16 protein-coding genes and 3 pseudogenes are annotated in these 16,889 nt (G+C 57.9%); 13 read left to right on the top strand and 6 right to left on the bottom strand.

Annotated features, from left to right (window positions below; all coding sequences use genetic code 11):
- Positions 1-118: 118 nt before the first annotated feature.
- From DJ69_RS08215 to DJ69_RS08235, 5 genes and pseudogenes are all read left to right on the top strand, one after another.
- Positions 119-1,564: pseudogene (locus DJ69_RS08215) on the top strand (TrkH family potassium uptake protein); the annotation flags it as partial.
- Between the two features lie 120 nt (positions 1,565-1,684).
- A complete protein-coding gene (locus DJ69_RS08220; RefSeq protein ID WP_099255177.1) occupies positions 1,685-2,125 on the top strand; it encodes a universal stress protein in 441 nt (146 codons plus the stop codon).
- Positions 2,122-4,482 (top strand): amino acid permease, encoded by a 2,361-nt coding sequence (locus DJ69_RS08225; protein ID WP_099255178.1) that lies wholly within the window; start codon positions 2,122-2,124, stop codon positions 4,480-4,482. Before DJ69_RS08220 ends, DJ69_RS08225 begins: the two co-directional genes overlap by 4 nt.
- Before the next feature lie 87 nt (positions 4,483-4,569).
- Positions 4,570-5,253 (top strand): potassium channel family protein, encoded by a 684-nt coding sequence (locus DJ69_RS08230; protein WP_099255179.1) that lies wholly within the window; start codon positions 4,570-4,572, stop codon positions 5,251-5,253.
- Position 5,254: 1 nt separating this feature from the next.
- Positions 5,255-6,949, top strand: coding sequence for a potassium transporter TrkG (locus tag DJ69_RS08235; protein WP_099255180.1), 1,695 nt, complete (start codon positions 5,255-5,257; stop codon positions 6,947-6,949).
- Between the two features lie 42 nt (positions 6,950-6,991).
- Here the strand turns inward: DJ69_RS08235 and DJ69_RS19185 are convergent, their stop codons facing one another.
- Positions 6,992-7,348 (bottom strand): hypothetical protein, encoded by a 357-nt coding sequence (locus DJ69_RS19185; RefSeq protein WP_099255181.1) that lies wholly within the window; start codon positions 7,346-7,348, stop codon positions 6,992-6,994.
- Positions 7,349-7,587: 239 nt separating this feature from the next.
- Here DJ69_RS19185 and DJ69_RS08245 point away from each other — a divergent pair, with 239 nt between their 5' ends.
- The 5 genes from DJ69_RS08245 (at position 7,588) to DJ69_RS08265 (ending at position 11,704) form a co-directional block, all read left to right on the top strand.
- Positions 7,588-9,171, top strand: a complete 1,584-nt coding sequence (locus DJ69_RS08245; protein WP_099255182.1) for a transposase — start codon at positions 7,588-7,590, stop codon at positions 9,169-9,171.
- A 380-nt stretch (positions 9,172-9,551) separates the two neighbouring features.
- Positions 9,552-9,893, top strand: coding sequence for a winged helix-turn-helix domain-containing protein (locus tag DJ69_RS08250; RefSeq protein WP_099255183.1), 342 nt, complete (start codon positions 9,552-9,554; stop codon positions 9,891-9,893).
- A gap of 1 nt (position 9,894) precedes the next feature.
- On the top strand, positions 9,895-10,215 hold the full coding sequence (locus DJ69_RS08255; protein ID WP_099255184.1) for a hypothetical protein: 321 nt from the start codon (positions 9,895-9,897) through the stop codon (positions 10,213-10,215).
- Positions 10,212-10,511, top strand: coding sequence for a DUF7521 family protein (locus tag DJ69_RS08260; RefSeq protein WP_245851577.1), 300 nt, complete (start codon positions 10,212-10,214; stop codon positions 10,509-10,511). Before DJ69_RS08255 ends, DJ69_RS08260 begins: the two co-directional genes overlap by 4 nt.
- Before the next feature lie 641 nt (positions 10,512-11,152).
- Positions 11,153-11,704, top strand: a complete 552-nt coding sequence (locus DJ69_RS08265) for a hypothetical protein (protein WP_099255192.1) — start codon at positions 11,153-11,155, stop codon at positions 11,702-11,704.
- Here the strand turns inward: DJ69_RS08265 and DJ69_RS08270 are convergent, their stop codons facing one another.
- Positions 11,705-12,211 (bottom strand): GbsR/MarR family transcriptional regulator, encoded by a 507-nt coding sequence (locus DJ69_RS08270; protein WP_099255185.1) that lies wholly within the window; start codon positions 12,209-12,211, stop codon positions 11,705-11,707. It abuts the gene before it with no gap.
- Positions 12,212-12,355: 144 nt separating this feature from the next.
- On the opposite strand from DJ69_RS08270, the gene DJ69_RS08275 reads away from it, so the two are divergent.
- A complete protein-coding gene (locus DJ69_RS08275) occupies positions 12,356-12,700 on the top strand; it encodes an ArsR/SmtB family transcription factor (protein WP_099255186.1) in 345 nt (114 codons plus the stop codon).
- 120 nt (positions 12,701-12,820) lie between these two features.
- Positions 12,821-13,102, top strand: a pseudogene (locus DJ69_RS08280) (hypothetical protein); the annotation flags it as partial.
- Between the two features lie 13 nt (positions 13,103-13,115).
- Here the strand turns inward: DJ69_RS08280 and DJ69_RS08285 are convergent.
- The 3 genes and pseudogenes from DJ69_RS08285 to DJ69_RS08295 all read right to left on the bottom strand — a co-directional run bounded on the left by DJ69_RS08285 (position 13,116) and on the right by DJ69_RS08295 (position 15,748).
- Positions 13,116-14,489, bottom strand: a pseudogene (locus tag DJ69_RS08285) (restriction endonuclease).
- An 80-nt stretch (positions 14,490-14,569) separates the two neighbouring features.
- Positions 14,570-14,980: a hypothetical protein gene (locus tag DJ69_RS08290; RefSeq protein ID WP_218962304.1), complete on the bottom strand. Its 411-nt coding sequence runs from the start codon at positions 14,978-14,980 to the stop codon at positions 14,570-14,572.
- A gap of 141 nt (positions 14,981-15,121) precedes the next feature.
- A complete protein-coding gene (locus tag DJ69_RS08295) occupies positions 15,122-15,748 on the bottom strand; it encodes a winged helix-turn-helix domain-containing protein (RefSeq protein WP_099255188.1) in 627 nt (208 codons plus the stop codon).
- Positions 15,749-16,024: 276 nt separating this feature from the next.
- Here DJ69_RS08295 and DJ69_RS08300 point away from each other — a divergent pair, with 276 nt between their 5' ends.
- Positions 16,025-16,231 carry a hypothetical protein gene (locus tag DJ69_RS08300; protein ID WP_099255189.1) on the top strand — a complete coding sequence of 69 codons (207 nt, stop codon included), beginning with the start codon at positions 16,025-16,027 and terminating at the stop codon, positions 16,229-16,231.
- Positions 16,232-16,483: 252 nt separating this feature from the next.
- Here the strand turns inward: DJ69_RS08300 and DJ69_RS08305 are convergent, their stop codons facing one another.
- A complete protein-coding gene (locus DJ69_RS08305) occupies positions 16,484-16,780 on the bottom strand; it encodes a hypothetical protein (protein ID WP_099255190.1) in 297 nt (98 codons plus the stop codon).
- Between the last annotated feature and the right edge of the window lie 109 nt (positions 16,781-16,889).

The following is a 16,889-nucleotide window of genomic DNA, read 5'->3' on the forward strand; positions in this document are numbered from 1 at the left end:
GCCGCCGACAGCGACAGCTCCTCGATCAATCCGTGTTGTTCAACCGCTATCGACGACTCATCACGGCAGAACAGGTAACTCAAGTCAGGCTAACCGGCGGTGCTTTGTGAGGTACTGATTCTTGATCTCGATGGCGGTCGTCGCCGGGATCGGATTCCTTGTCGAGCGAGTAGACCCGGATCCAGACCTCGGGCCCCGAGAGGCGCTGCTGTTTGTGTCTCTCGCATGGCTCGCCGCTGCGGCCATCGGCACCGTCCCATACCTCCTCGCCGGCTACGGCACGGCGTCGACAGTCGGACTCCAGACAGGGTCAATCGGTGCTCTCACGGGGTCGATCAGCAACGCCCTGTTCGAATCCATGAGCGGGTTCACTACCACGGGCGCGACTGTGCTCGGAGAGATCAGCACGGACCGCCACTCCCACGCGATCATGATGTGGCGCCAACTTACGCAGTGGCTTGGCGGGATGGGGATCATCGTGCTGATGATCGCCATCCTTCCTGAAGTCGCGGTCAACGGCGCCCAGCTGATGGAGTCGGAGGCGCCGGGCCCAGAACTCCAGAAACTCACGCCGAGGATTGAGGAGACGGCACGCGCGCTCTGGTTGATCTACTTCGGATTCACCGTGGTGTACATCGTGATCCTGTACGGGCTCCATCTCGCCGGGATGGCCCCAAACATGGACCTGTTCAATGCGATCGCCCACGGGTTCACGACGCTTCCAACGGGTGGATTCTCGCCGGAGGCCGACAGTATTGCGGCGTTCTCAGCTGCCGTCCAATGGGTCGTCATTCCGTTCATGGTCGTCGCCGGTGTCAACTTCGCGCTGTTCTGGCACGTATTACGCGGCGAGGCCGAGATAGTACTGGAGAACGCGGAATTTCGTGCGTACGCCGGCGCGATCGCAATTGTAACCGCCGTCCTCGCGGTGCTGTTGTTCCGTGGCGCGGCGCCGACCATCGAATTAGGTGGCGCGACACAGGGGATCGCGGAAAACTCGCTCCGACAGGCCACGTTCCAGATCGTGTCACTTCTGAATTCGACCGGGTACGCGACCGCCGACTTCGTACGGTGGGATACCGACGCGCAGATTTTGCTCATGTTCGCGATGTTTATCGGCGGCTCTGCCGGTTCGACCGGCGGGGGCGTGAAGATCGTGCGCTGGCTCATCGTCGGGAAGGCGGTCCGTCGTGAACTGTTCACTTCCGCACATCCCGACGTCGTCCAGCCCGTCCGCCTCAGCGGGAACGTCGTCGACGAGGATGCAATTCGTGGCATTATGGCATTCACGATTCTGTACCTCGTCCTATTCGGCATCTCGGCGGTGTTTCTCTCTCTCGACGCCGCACGGATCGGGATTCAGCTAACGATGCTTGAGTCGACGAGTGCGTCGCTCGCGACGATCGGGAACATTGGACCGGGCTTTGGTCGACTTGGCCCGTTCGGGAGCTATCTGTTTTTCCCCGACACGTCGAAGCTGCTGATGGTGTTCCTGATGTGGATCGGTCGGCTGGAGATTGTCCCGGTACTTGCGGTGTTCATTTCGGCGACTGATAGCCGGTGACAATCTGTTCGATCCATCCCATATTGTGGTTCTTCTACGGTTAATAGGCTCTCTAACAGCCTCTTGAACCTCCAACGTGGAGAGATTATATTCTTAACTGACGAGGATAGTAGTATTCCTATGACGAGCACCGACGACACAGACGGCCAGGACCTACTCGGACACGTGCTTCTTCCGGTGGCTCACGAAGACGACGCCCTGGCGACCGCACGTGCGCTCGCCCCATACGACCCGGGTCGCGTGACCGCGCTACACGTCGTCGAGAAGGGGAAAGGCGTCCCTGACAAGACGCCTGTTGAGCAGTCCGAGGAACTCGCGGCCGAGTCGTATGCCGCGGTTCAACGCGTGTTTCCGGACGCTGGCGAGCATACGGCGTACGCTCGCGATATTGTCGGTGCAATATTCGATGCGGCTGACGAGGTCAACGCGAGTGCAGTCGCCTACCGTTCGCGTGGCGGGAACCGGCTTATGCAGTTCCTCTCCGGCGATCTCTCACTGAAGCTGGTGACGAAGGCACCTCTCCCCGTGATCGCTCTCCCGAGCGAGGAAACGGGCGAATGAGCGACGAGGAACTCGCGAAGGACCTCGGCCCGCTCGCGGCGCTCACGATCGGGATCGGGACGATGATCGGGGCCGGGATCTTCGTTCTCCCGGGTACTGCGGTCGCGCGGGCGGGGCCGCTCGCGGCGTTCACCTTCGTTCTCGGGGGCGTCATCGCTCTGTTCACGGCGCTGTCGGCCTCCGAGCTCGGGACGGCGATGCCGAAGTCCGGCGGCGCGTACTTCTACGTTAACCGGGCGCTCGGGCCCATGTTCGGCTCCGTGGCCGGCTGGGCGAACTGGCTCGGGCTCGCGTTCGCCTCCGCGTTCTACATGTACGGCTTCGGCGAGTACGTCAACGCGCTTGTCGGGCTCGGAGCGATTGGGCTTGGACCGGTCACCTTGGAAGCCGCGCAGGTGATCGGCCTCGCCGGCGCGCTGCTTTTCATCGCGGTCAACTACTTCGGCGCGAAGGAGACGGGGGGACTCCAGATCGTCATCGTGATGTCCCTTCTGGGAATCCTCGCTGTTTTCACCGTCGTTGGACTCCTGAACGCCGACATGGCGTCGCTACGACCGATCGCACCGCCGGGGACGACCAGTCAGGTACTTCCGGTGACCGGGATCATTTTCGTCTCGTATCTGGGCTTCGTCCAGATCACCTCCGTTGCCGAGGAGATCAAGAATCCCGGCCGCAACCTCCCGCTCGCGGTCCTGGGGTCGGTCGTGATCGTCACAGTCGTGTACGCGCTGTTCCTGCTGGTGCTGCTCGCGGCGGTGCCGAACGAACTCGTCGCGAACAACGAGACCGCCGTCGTCGACGCCGCCCGGCTACTGTTCGGCAACTACTCCGTCTTCGGCTACTCGCTCGGCGCGGTCGGCGCCGGCATGCTCCTGATCGGCGGGCTGCTCGCGACTGCTTCCTCAGCGAACGCATCGATCCTCTCGTCGTCGCGGATCAACTTCGCGATGGGCCGCGAGAAGATCGTCACGCCCTCGCTCAACGAGATCCACGATCGGTTCGGGACGCCGTACAAATCGATTGCGCTCACCGGCGCGCTCATCCTCGTGTTCCTCGTTGCTGGCGGCGTCGAGTCGCTGTCGACGATGGGCTCCGTCCTCCACCTCATCGTCTACGGACTCCTCAATCTCGCGCTCATCGTGATGCGGGAGTCGGAAGTCGAGGGGTACGACCCTGATTTCGAGGTCCCCTTCTACCCGGCCGTTCCGATCATCGGGACCGTGTCGTCGTTCGCGCTGATAATCTACATCGAGCCGACGATCATCCTGCTCTCGTTCGCCCTCGTCGCCTTTGCGGTCCTCTGGTACCTGCTGTACGCCCGCGGGAAGGTGGAGTCTCGCGGCGTGTTGGGGGCGTGGATCCTCGACCGCTCCGACGAGCTCCCGAAGGCCGCCGTGTCGGCGGCCACGTCGGTCCAGCCGAGCGGCGACGACTATCGCGTGATGGTACCGCTCGCGAACCCCGCGACCGAGGAGCACCTGATCACGCTCGCGTCGGCCATCGCCAAGCAGCGGAACGGGACGGTCGTCGCGGTCAACATTGCGAACGTCCCCGACCAGACGTCGCTGGAGGCCGCGCGCGACCGCGGCGCCCACGAGGCGGCCCATGACCTGTTAGAGCAGGCCCGCGACGATGCGGAGACGTTCGGCGTCGACGTGGAGACCCACGTCGTCTTGTCGCACCGCGTGTTCGAGGAGGTGTTCGATGCGGCCCGGACCTACGGCGCCGACCTCACGGTGATGGGCTGGGGCGAGGACTCCCACGGGGCGCCCGGGCGCGCCGAGACGGCGGTCGACGAGCTCGCGCACTCGCTCCCCTCGGACTTCCTCGTGTTCCGCGACCGCGGGTTCGACCCCTCGCGCATCCTCGTTCCGACCGCCGGCGGGCCCGCCTCGGACCTCTCCGGCGCAGTCGCGAAGATGCTCCAGATCGAGTTCGACGGCGAGGTCACCCTGCTGCACGTCGCCGACGACGAGGCGGCCGGTCGACGGTTCCTCACCGAGTGGGCCGCCGAGCACGACCTCTCCGACGCGACGCTGCGGATCGAGAGCGGCGACGTCGAATCGTCGATCGACCGCGCCGCGCGGAACGCCACGATGCTCATCATCGGCGCGACCCAGAAGGGGCTACTCTCGCGACTGGTCAGCGGATCGCTCGTTCTGGACGTGCTCAACGACGTGGAGTGCTCCGTTCTGCTCGCCGAGAAGCGCGACGAGCGCGGGATCCGGGCCCGACTGTTCGGGAGCGGTACCTGGGCAAACACGCCGAGCGTGGCGGAGGATGCTCCCACGGCCAACACCGGTGTCACGTCGGAGCCGTCGACGCCGCCGGTTGAAGGAGACGAGAGCAACAAGTGATCGGCGCCACCAATATCGACACCGTTCGTATTGCTGTTTTATTTCGGAACGGCAGGCTTTCGGTGGTCGCCTCTGAATCGCTGTAACATGTATTTGATCGTCGTGGGTGCGGGGGATATCGGGACACCACTCGTCGATCTCGCGACTGACAGCGGCAATGAAGTCGTCGTCATCGAACGCGACGAGGAACGGGCTGAACGAGCGTCGAGACAGTATGACTGTCTCGTGCTCAACGACGATGCGACGTCAAAAGAGACGCTCCAGGACGCCGGAGCCGACCGGGCCGACGCCCTCATCTCGACGACAGATCAGGACGCGACGAACATCATGGTCTGTCTGCTGGCCCAAGAGCTGTCGATCCCAAACATCGTCTCGGTCGTCCACAACCCCGAGCACATGAGCGTGTTCGAACAGATCGGCGTCAACACGATGCAGAATCCACAGAGCCTGATCGCAGAATATCTCTACCGGGCTGTGAGCCGTCCCTCGATCATTGATTTCATGCACATTGGCGAGGAGGCGGAGGTGTTCGAAATCACCGTCGGACCCGACGCACCAATCGCTGGCAAGACGCTGCGAGAGGCGGATGAGGCGGACCTCATCGGCGGCCAAACCTTGATCGTTGCCGTCGAGCGGGACAGAGAAGACACGCCAATTACGCCGCGTGGAAATACACGCATCGAGGCTGGCGATCTGCTTACGGTCTACTCGGGGATCGGTGTAACCCCGGAAGTGACGGACGTCTTTGGTCACGTGGAGGACCACGACTGAAATGACCGAACCGAACGGTGGCCGACTCCCGTCTGATCTGGGAGTCATCGCCCGTGACATCGGTTCACTCCTCCTGATGGAGGCCGGACTGATGACGGTCACAGTCGTCGTCGCCCTCGCGTTCGGTGAGCTTTATCCCGCACTTGGTTTTCTCGTCGCGGGCGGTTTGACGGCGCTTGTCGGTGGCATGGCCAATCTCCGGTTCGCCGACGCGCCGGAGCCAAAAATGAAACACGGGATGGTGATCGCCGCCGGCGGGTGGCTCATGGTTGCCGTCTTCGGCGCTCTCCCGTTGTTCCTCACGGCGTGGGTGACGCCGCCGGGCGCAATGGACGCGTTCGTCCCCGTTGCTGCGGGCACCGGATCCTGGGATCCAGTCAGCGTCGGCGGAACTACAACACTCTCCAGTCTTGCGTACTTCCGCGATCCGCTACACGCCTTCTTTGAGAGCATGAGTGGGTGGACCGGGAGCGGCCTGACGATGGCGATCCACGAGCCGTCGCTGCCACGGGCGGTCCAATGGTGGCGGTCGTTCATCCAGTGGGTCGGAGGTGTCGGTGTGATCGTCCTCACGGTCTCTATTCTCTCACGTCCCGGCAGCGGGAGCTACGCACTCTATCGAAGTGAGGCCAGAGAGCAGAAGATCCACCCGAGCGTCGTTTCGACGGTCCGGACAGTCTGGAAGCTCGTCGTCGGATACACGCTACTCGCCTTTGTGCTGCTTTTTGTTGCGATCCGAGCAAGCGAGAGCGCCTACACTGAGTCACTCTCGTTGGGCGAGACCGCTTGGCAGGCGCTCAACCACGCTATGACTGGCCTGACGACAGGTGGGTTCTCTGTCACGGATAACTCGATTACAACGTACGGGTCACCGCTCGTCGAAGCCGTGCTGCTGCCGATCATGATCCTCGGTGCGATTGCCTTCCCTGTCCACTATGTCGTGTTACAGGAGCGGAGCCTACGGGAGCTGGTAGCGGACCTCCAGACCCGATGGCTATTCGTCTTGCTCGCCGGCGGAGTCACCGTGCTCTCGGCGCAGAATGTCGCATCCATTCCAGTGACACCTGACGCGTTTGCGACGGAGTCATTCCTCTCGTTCCCGATCCCGATTCTCGACGGAGGGGAGATCGACGCAGTCCGGGACTCGACGTTCCAGTGGATCAGCGCGATGACCGCCACCGGGTTCCAGTCGGCACCGATCGGCCGTTGGGTCGCCGGCGCGAAGGTGTTGGTCGTCGGCGCAATGGTCCTCGGTGGTGCCGCAGGGTCCACTGTGGGTGGGATCAAGATCGTCCGCGGCTACACGGTTGGGCGCGGTATTGCTTGGCAGTTCTCCCGTGTGTTCCTGCCGAAGAGTGCTGTCGTCACCGCACGTATCGGCGATCGGACGTTGGATCGCGAGACGATGGAACGGGAGTTCGGCGAAGCCGCCATCGTCACTCTGCTGTGGCTCGTCATACTTGTTATCGGGAGCCTCGTACTCGTCAACATCGCCGGCCCAGAGTTCAGCTACGCCGACGCGCTGTTTGAAGTTGCCAGTGCGCAGGGGAACGTCGGACTCTCGACGGGAATCGCCGGCCCCTCGATGTCACCACTGGCCGAGGGGATGTTCGTCCTCAACATGTGGATCGGCCGACTGGAGATCATTCCGGTACTCGTGTTCGTTCGAGCTGGCATCTGGGGCCTCAACCCATGATGTCCGCTCGGACCGCCTGAATCGAGGGTCGTTTTCGCCCGGTTACTCTTCTTGAGAGTGGACCGGTCCCATGAACGACCAGTGTACTTTGTGGCTTCCGTTTGGATGCGGTTCCTCAGTGACGTGGTAGAGGTAAGGTCCGTGTGGGCAGTCGTCGCAACCGTCCGCACAGCGGAACTGTTTCACTACCTCTGTGTAGCCCTCGTGTTCTGTAACGCGGAGGATGTCATCGTTAGCTTCTGCGCTGATGGGGAGTTCCGCCTCTCCGTGAAAGTGGAGCAATTCCTGTGCGTGGACGATCGCTTTCCGAAGCTCTTCCGGCGTACAATCGGTTAGTGCGTCGATTACTTCTGACGGGAGTCCTTCCGGGGGTGTCGGTCGCTCTGAGGAACGAGTCATAGACCGAGATTGAGGCCGCACTCATATAATCATCTGTGGTAGGGACGGCTACAAGGACGTATGACGGTTGGACAGGCTTTGGAGGCTTTCCAGACTTATGCTTATCAAATCAACAATCATCAAAAATTATCATCAACACTTGGTTTACCTTCATTCGATCTCAGTACGTTAATTTCATAATCTCTCTCAATTCTCGCATGAAGAGTTCTGATGGTTCACATTCCAGTTCGGCTCGACGAATGCGCTCTTTGTGCGAAGCGTACCAGCTCGGGATCACCATCCGAAACGAACTCAAAAACGCCGACCTCGTCACAGCGGCAGAGGATCTGGATCATTCGCTAGACGCGATCGAAGACGGGTATCCAGCCTGGCACCCTGCGCCACTCTCCTTTCGCGGGATGGTCCTTTCGTTCGTGTTCATGGAGATAACGGGTGACTCGTACGCCGAGTTCTCTCGACGACTCACCCGACAACCGGAAGTAGCGACCATCCTCGGCTTCAGCCGAGTACCCGATGAATCTACATTCTCACGGGCATGGCGGAACCGGTTCGATGACGTGACCCACGAATACGTCCTCGCTGCCGCCCACTTCGTTGTCAAAGAGGTCCACGATCGAAACATCTCAGCGCCAGAGGTGCGGCCTAAGGCAGAGATCGTCGACGATATACAAGAAGACGCAGACCTAGTAGAAGATGTCTCTTTCTCACAGGAGGACATCATCCAGACGACGCGCCTTGCGCGTGATCACGCCTTCGGAAACTTCGACTCTGGTCGGGCGTCGAACGCCTCGTACGAGGACACGCATTTTTTCGAGTTACAGACGTTCATGGGGATGGTTCGGTGCGGAACTACACAGGGAGCGACTCGCTTCCAATATCGTCGTGGCAAAGAATACGGCCCCCATGGTGATACTCATCTCCGCGCGGTCAAGCAGTTCGAGCCCGACGCGCTGATTGAGGGCTTCGATGACGCCTGCGACCGGTTGCTCTCGGCGATCGCATCGGAGGCGTCGTTTCGCCGGCCGGTGACCGCAGCAATCGACATCACCACGATCCCTTACTACGGTGATGTCGAGGAGATGCCGATGGTCAGTGGAGTGCCCGGCGAGGAAGAACGGGCATTCAAATTCGCGACGCTCTCGATTATCGGAGAGAACATTCCACTGATCTTAGCCATCGAGCCGATTCGTGAGAGCTCCTCCTGGGACGAGAATCCGTCGAATCAAGTGCATCGTGTCGTCCGGCGGTTGGTGAGTCGAGCGAAAGAGCACGTTCCGATAGAGACGGTCCTCTGTGACCGGGAGTTCGACTCGATGCAAGTGTTCCAGACGCTCTCGAACCTGAATGTGAACTACCTCATTCCCAAGCGCATCACCAACTCCGAACACGAGGTAATTGAGCAGATGAACGACGACGGCCAAGAGGTCGCTGTTGAACCCGCGTCCGTCCATGTTGAGTCGGGATCGCACCCGATGCGCTTCCTATACGTCCCGTCGACGAGCGGTGTGGGAACGACCGTATTTGCGACGAATCTTCGAGTCGGGCCGGATGAGGCCGAGACGTTCTGCCGGCGGTATAGTCGTCGCTGGCAGATCGAAAACGAATACAAGAGTATCAAGAGAGATTTCCTGGCGAAGACGTCCTCGAAGGACTACTGCGTTCGCTTGTTCTACTTCGCGTTCGCGGTATTGCTCTACAACATCTGGCGGCTCACCGACTTCCTGCTGAAAGCGGGCGTCGACGGCGAGATGGACTACGCACCAGTATTGACCGCGGGTGAGTGTGTCGAGATTGTTGCCTCGGCTTTGATACCGCCTGACTGAGCGACCGATTCCCCACCGGGGTCGCCGCTTCGGAGTGACGACGCTCTGTAGTAGCACCAAAATCCGCGCAATATCTCATGCTCGTTCGATTATCTCGGTCAGAGAGAGCAGGATTCGAGTGCTTCGTTGGTAGATATACCTCGAGCCGGCAGAGATTCTACCCGAAACTGGCCTATCCTCCGAGGTTGTGGATCAGTGTTCCAAACTGGCCACAGAATCTGGCTCAACCTCTCACGGAGGGGAGTCGAAAGGATACGTTCGATTGCCGTCTGTAACGACATACACGACTCCAGATACCCCGTACAAGTAGCCCCCTAGGCACGACTTCTGGCCCAGAAGCTGTGACGGGTTTTTTACTACCACCGGAGTCTGGCCTACATATGGACGAGGACGAGGATGCAGTCTTGGCGTTACTCGACGATGAGTACGCCCGATCGATCCTCGCCCACCTCACAATTGAACCGATGTCCGTCGATGAACTCTGTACGGCCTGTGAGATGTCGGATGCGACGGCGTACCGCCGTCTCAACCGATTGCAGGAAGAAGATCTCGTGGCTGAACAACAAGAAATGGATCCTGATGGTCACCACTATAAGCGGTATACAGCCACCGTCGAGGCAGTGACAGTCACGTTTGCTGACGGTGCCTACGAAATCGCCGTCACGCGGTCGGAATCTGATCCTGCCGACCGGTTCACCGAACTGTTCGAGGGGTTGTCCTAAGATGATCGAGTTACAGATGAGTGCCACCGGAGCGAATCCAGTCATCGCAGTTGGTGTGCTCGGTCTCGCTGTGATCTCGGTGGTGCTTTCGCTGACGATTGCTGTGGTTCTGATTCGCGGGTACAGCCAAGGCCCGTCTCACCGCGGAATGCTTTGGCTCGCAGTCGGCCTTATCTGCTTAATCACAATCCCTGAACTGCTTCGTGTCGTAGTACCAACAGCGACTAATATCGGGGATGTCGGCCGGTCGATACTCGTTAGTGGTTGTGAGCTGTTCGGATTGGGAACGATCCTCCGGACCGTGTATGGAGGTGAGATATGATGATCGCAGCCAGTTTGCTAACGGTGGAACCGATCAGTGTGGTATCGGCAGCTCGTGGCGTGACTGCGATCGTTGGATTGTTTGTTGCTACGCTGGCCTATCGTGGATATCAGCGGAACCACTCTGAAAAGATGCGGGCGCTTGCCGTCGGGATCGGCCTTCTCACTGCAGGCGTTTTCGTAGCTGTTATGATCGCTGACCTGAGTGGTGCAGAGAACGGCGTCGTCTTACTCGTACGCGGTCTCGTGACAGTCATCGGCCTCTGTGTCGTGTTATACGCTATTCTCGTCGCATAGTCAGAGTCCATCAGTCCAACGCAGTGGGCCAACCCGCACCCGGAACGCCTGGTAGTCCGGCGGTTGAACTGTACACCGAACCCGGAACTCTCACCACTAGGGATCCACCCGTGTGCAGGTCGAAGGAGATGTCGACCTGAGTCGATCAACCGATATATTCTGGAGTCGATTCAATTAGCCGATACACCGTAGTTGAGTATGCACGCAGTGTCCTCCTCCCCGTCATCACGATCGCTTCCAAACCCCGTCCTCATCGGTGCAAACATCACCCCTCTCGTCGGCGTTGTGGCTTGGGGGTGGGATCTCTGGTCACTGCTTATGCACAGAATGGCGACTCGCCCCGATCGAGCTTCCTGCTATCCAGTCTGCCACCCGATGAACTTCTCAAACCCATAGGTGAACGCGAGCACGTTGAAAATGTACGACAACGACGCACCAACGAATGCAGCGACGTAGAGGTTCCATCGGCTATTCATGTAGGCACTTCCAACGCATGTGTGATAATACTTCACTAGTGGAGTATTCAGACACGTAAACGAACGTATATGTCCTAATTGGTTATGTTCCGTATTCGAGCTGGCCGATTCGTCACGCTCTCTTTCATCGAAGTTACTTTCTTGATCCAACTGTTGGTTCACATAATGGCCACCTATGAAACGTTTGACCAAGACGTAGAGGTGAACGGTCAAACGATACTGGCAGTCGTTAAAGAGGCAATGGGGCGCTTCTCAGATGAGTATCAGGAACGGGCAGTACAGGCGCTTGCTGCGGAGGGAGTCACTGATCCGGAGCCCGAGGAGTGGTACCCTCAGCAAACGTGGTTAACGGCCTTCGAGACCATCGCGGAGGAGTTACAGCCACACGTCCTCGATCGACTTGGAGAACAGATCCCAGAAGTAGCTACATGGCCGAACAACTTCGAAACCGTTTCTGAGGGACTTCAATCGATTGATGATGCCTATCAAGAGAACCACAGAGGCGGGGAAATTGGTTACTACGAATTCGAACAGACGGGGGAGCGAACTGGCGAGCTAACATGTTACAACCCGTACCCCTGTTCGTTCGACCGAGGCCTCATCCGCGGCGTCGCTAGACAGTACGCGTCAGTCGACGCGTTCGTTTTCATTGAGGAAACAGGAGACACATGTCGTCGTAGCGGAGATGACACTTGTACATACACAGTGTATTGGTGACTACTTGTCGTATGATTCGAGAGCATCTCGAAGCTCCGCGGCGGTAAAGTTTGACGTTAGTGTGACGATCTCTTGGAGGTCCTCATATGTTTGTTGTAACTCTTCGATCCGTTCTGCGTCGGTGTCATTATCCTCAGAAAGTTGTGCTTGGGCGCGTTGAATCGTACGCAAACTTGTCTGTATCTCTCGCTGAACGTACTGCTGGAACACATCCTGTAGGATGAACCAAATTTCCCGCTCAGCGGTATACTGAACGCGTCGCCCCCCACCCTCTGATGATCGACGGTGTATGAGGCCGATCCGCGTCAATGTCCGAGTGACGTTGCTGATAGTCGATTTCGCGTAGCCCGTCTTATCGACGAGTTCCGGAATCGAGAGTGGCTCTCCGGAGAAGTATAATACGCCGTAGATGCGGCCCGCGCTTCGACTAAGGCCGTAGACTTCAGCCGACTGTTCCATTGACTCGATAATTCTCTCACGCGCGACAACGTTATCGTCTTCACCCATAGATGCCTGTAGTCCGCTCGACGTGGTGGGAACCCTGTTGAACCATACTTCGATTATGGATTTCGTAAGTGTTAAATCGATTGATTCGTTTGTTCGGAGTGAGCCGAACAAACAAAACACATTGTCCCCATAATTACCAAATCTATGGCCAGCGCCTTTCCCCACCAGCCCCCAGTGACTCACTCTCCCCGTCAGCAAACAAACATCGTGGTTGACCGAGACGAGGCAAGCGAGATACTCCAGGTACTATCTTCCCAATCCGCGCAAGAAATTTTGGGCGCACTCAAATCAGAGCCGAGAACAACATCAGAGATCGCCTCAGCAGTCGATCAGTCGATGCAGAACGTGTCATATCACCTTGACCGATTGTGCGAAGCAAAACTAATCACGCCAGCCGACACGTGGTACTCCGAGAAGGGTAAAGAAATGACAGTATACGCTCTCGCTACCGAACAGCTCGTCGTCAAATTCTACGACAGTAACGACTAGCCTGCTATATACGCTCGAAATACGGACTGTGCGATGGGGTCTTGAATTGTGCCTCAAGCGGCTTCATTGTACCCTCAACCACCGGAGTCGCTCTTCTCAGCCGCGAGAGCGGGTTGTTTACCACGACCTATGGAGCATCTCGATCAGCCGCTGTTCCTGCTGGGGCACGCCATCGAAAACCCAGCAGACGGCATCCACGGTGACGAAGAATACCTCTACGTCGTCGAGCTTCCAACACGGAATCCGTTCGAGGAGCCATCCGAGTGGTCGGTCAAGGTGAGTGGTCACTCCGCGTTCCCGCGCTGGGATGGCCCAACCGAGGAAGCCTTCGAGCGGGCTAGCTGGCAGTTCCACGGCCTGCTTGAGCACTCACTCGAAGAGATGGTCGCTGAGCCGGGGTGAACACCGAGCCGTCTCAGATGATGCCGCCGATGACGAGTAGTCCGACAACGAGCGGCAGCGTCGCGACCACGCTTCCCCCGGACAGTAACTTGTTCTCTATCGCCTTCTCGTGGAGCGGCATCTCGGCGTACTCCTCGCGGAACGCCTCGAGATACTGGTCGTCGTAGAAGTACTTCGTCTTCAGCGCGAACCGTTCCGTCACCGCACAGCCCAGGCAGATCGGCTCGCCTTCCAGCCGCTCCGTTTTGATGTGGCTGGAGCAAGCGATTGCCCCGCAGTTCAAACAGTGGGTGTACGTCTCGTCGCCGCTGCTCGTGTCACAGTGGACGCACCAATGGATGCCGTCCTCGGCGGTCACTCGTGACGGACCTGCCGCGTAGTACTCGTAGGAGTAGGTGTACGACTGGAGCTCGGTCGTCTGTCGAACCTCGGGGAGGTACACCGGCTCAATCGATTGTACTGAGATATCCGAGAGGTTCGGCTCACAGGTCTTGTTGTAGGTGACATTGTTGTCGCCGGTGTAGGTGACAGTCGTTGTGTGGTGCTGCTGGAGCCGCTCGATGGCTCACTCTTTGTACTCGGTCTGGGTCTGTCCGAAGCGGCGCTCCTCAACGTCGTCGAAAATCTTCCCAAACTGTTCCGAATCAAGTTCGATCCACGTATGGAAGTTCTCGGTGACCAGTGCCGAAACATCTTCGTCGACGACCTGTGGATGGCCACGTTCAGCGTGAACCACGAACTGCGTCCGATCGTTGATCCGGTGGATGACGCCGACGGACGTCTCGAAGACAGCGTTCGTGTCGCCGGTAACTGCGACCACCGGTCGGAACGTCACCACCGAATGCGGTATCGGGACGTCGGCGGCCTCGATGTTTTCGATATCCCGGAACGCTTCCTGGACGGGCGCGTCGACGTCAGCTGCCGGGTCGTATGGTCGGAGGGTCTCGTCGCAGAGAACCCAGAGAACCTCGATACGACTGTTGTAGAGGTCGTGGCCGATCTCATCGGCGATCTCTCGAAGGTCCTCACCACCGAGCAACTCGATTGGATGTGGGTCGTCGTTTTGTGGGAGACGGTTGGCGTACTCCTGTGCGGGACTCGTGAACCGGCCAGTCGTAACGACCATCCCCCGCTTCGGGCCATCAAAATCAAACGTCGCGATCGCCGAGTGGAGCTTCTGGACGACCGGCCGCCCGACCGTTCCCGTGTGTTTACACTCGACGACAATTGCGCGCCGCGTGCCGTCGACGACCTCCTCCATGATGACATCCCACCCCTCGTCGGCTGTCTTCTCAGCCTGCCGGACGTTCTCGTAGCCGGGGTTGCGGAAGACGTCTTCAATCAGATCTTCAAACTCGAACCCAGAAAGATCGTCTAGAACGGCCATTTGATGTATTTGGATACTGTCACGCGATTAGCAAATACATTGGTGGGAACCAGAGGGGTCATCAATTTCGGAAGACGCGATTAAATGAGTGTGATATCATCATCCTCGCTCTCAATAAGATTCCAGAGTGTAATGATGGCAATTTGGCCCTCGTAGCCTAGCGACGACATTGCGGTTTCGATTGCCTCTCGAGCAACCCGGTCGGCAGTAATTACAGTGATGTTGTCTGCCTGTTCGGTATCGAGAAGGTACTCGACAGCAAGTCCAGCGAACACGGGATCGTCTTTTTCAACGTCATGCTCGTCTTTGCTTGCCGATTTCGAGGCGATTGCTCGCGGAACGATATCTTGGGCTGTTGTCGCCTTGCTGTGGGAGACGGTTGGGGTTGCCACAACTTTCGCCCACCCCTCGTCTTGAGCTCGCTCCAGTGCTGGCTTGACTCCACCTTGTTCAATTTCTTCTTCAACACGAGCAGGAACCAGAAGCGTCACGCCAGCACGCCGAACTGTTTGGCGGAACCGATGGTGTTTGGATTTCCCTGGATTTCCGATGCTAATAAAGACGTTTGCGTCGACTAATGTGACTGACTCGGGGGAGAGAGGAGACGAGTTGTTTATCGAGAATGGGAAGAATTACGACTCAGTATTCGGGCGAGGCGTAGTCACGTCAAGTTCGCTCTCGAATCCGATGTCATCCGAGATCCCCGAGAAAATCATGTCGAAGTAGGGATCGTATTCCTGCCCAACCGCGATCGCAGGCTTCAGCGCGAGGATGACACTGATCGCTTCCCCAGTTGGGATGCCAAGTGGATCAGCAGCCATTCGCTGGGTGATCTGACCAGCGTAATGAACTCCGGCCTGTCGGACAGCAGCAGCGAGTTTGCCAACACCGTGTCGCTCAACAAAGTATGAGACATCTTCATCGACTTCTTGGAGTGCAACGGCGTGGAGGATCGTCGGCGCCACAACAATACCATCAGTAGTGATGCGAACCGGATCTGCAGTTACTTCTACTGGTCTATCTCCCGCCAACGTGACGATTCCGAGTGCCTCAAGCGTTTCTACGTGATCGTAGACGGTGGTCTTTGGGATATCCAGTTCCGCCTTGATCTCTGGGCGGGTAACCGGCCCGTAATAGCAGGTGTACACATAGACACGCGCCAGTTCTGGATGATCCAATAACCGCCCGACGGTTGCGAGCTGATTGATCCCCGTTTCGAGATCATGTGAGGGTGTTTCCGTGACGGGGTGAGGGGCCATATGCATTAGTACGAAATCCTTGAACTTTAAACTTCGTATTAGGGTGTCATAGAACGATTCACACACTTCCGTAGCTCCCAGAAAACCGCTGTCTGAGAAATGGATATTATCGCCACTATTCAGAAGTAGCAAAAGCAGTTTTCTCAACCGGTATCAGAAAACCATGCCAACCGTTCTATGACACCCTCAGGTTGTGTTATGAGAGCGCGCTCACTCATTTTCAGCTGGTGGGAGCCGGCGCGGGGGTATTTAATGTCGGCAAGCGAACTTGATAGTATGGTCATTCGAATAGCTCTGGCAGTCTTGGGTGTCCTTGAGTTGCTCTTCCCCAGACGGCTCACCGACTACGTAATGGATGTGACAACCGTAGGAGAGCCCACATACGAGTACAAGCCGTGGGTGTACAATCTCGCCAGACTCGAAGGGCTTGTCTTCATTCTGATCGCGTTTAGGTGGGGCAAGAACCGCGATGAAGACAGTTAGGGAGTTATCACGCGGATAGCCTCCAATCCCTCTGAGTCGTGTACTTGCGAGATCGCAATATGCGATCCTCGTCAGGTGCGTTCGTGCATGTGGGCGTAGCTCATTCGTGGACTCGGTGTCGCATGTCTTGTCGTTGCCCTTCTGATCGCGTATCAAACGTATTCCTAACTGCACTGACAGAAGGTGTTGTTTCTATGGTATATATGGTCTTTCAGTAAAACCGTGACCTCCTCATTAAATATGTGCGATCAGCTAGCTGCTCGCCCACTCTCGGGAGATCGCGGTAGCTGCCCAGAAGAACAACCACATGAACAGGAGCACGAACAGGAGCCCCATCGGGTACATCGATACAAACACATCTGTCGAGAGTAGCGGGTAGAACGGACTCACCAGTTCGACGAAGATCGGCAGTGAGAGTGCGAAGATAGTAACGGCTGCAAGAGCGCCGGTGATCGCCTCTAACACCCGCCAGACAGCAGTGTCACCAGAACCGACATCGCGCTTTGAGGCACTCTGCGTCTGCGTCTCGGTTTTTATTGGTGTGCTCATACATACCACTCAGTAGAAACTACATAATCTATTGTTATAAATCTATCGGGCGATACTTATCTCATGTGCTGAACAGGCCTAATACCACGTGCGCTCTTCTGTAGGAGAT

The organism is Halorubrum persicum (assembly GCF_002727125.1).
In the GTDB taxonomy this organism is placed as follows: domain Archaea; phylum Halobacteriota; class Halobacteria; order Halobacteriales; family Haloferacaceae; genus Halorubrum; species Halorubrum persicum.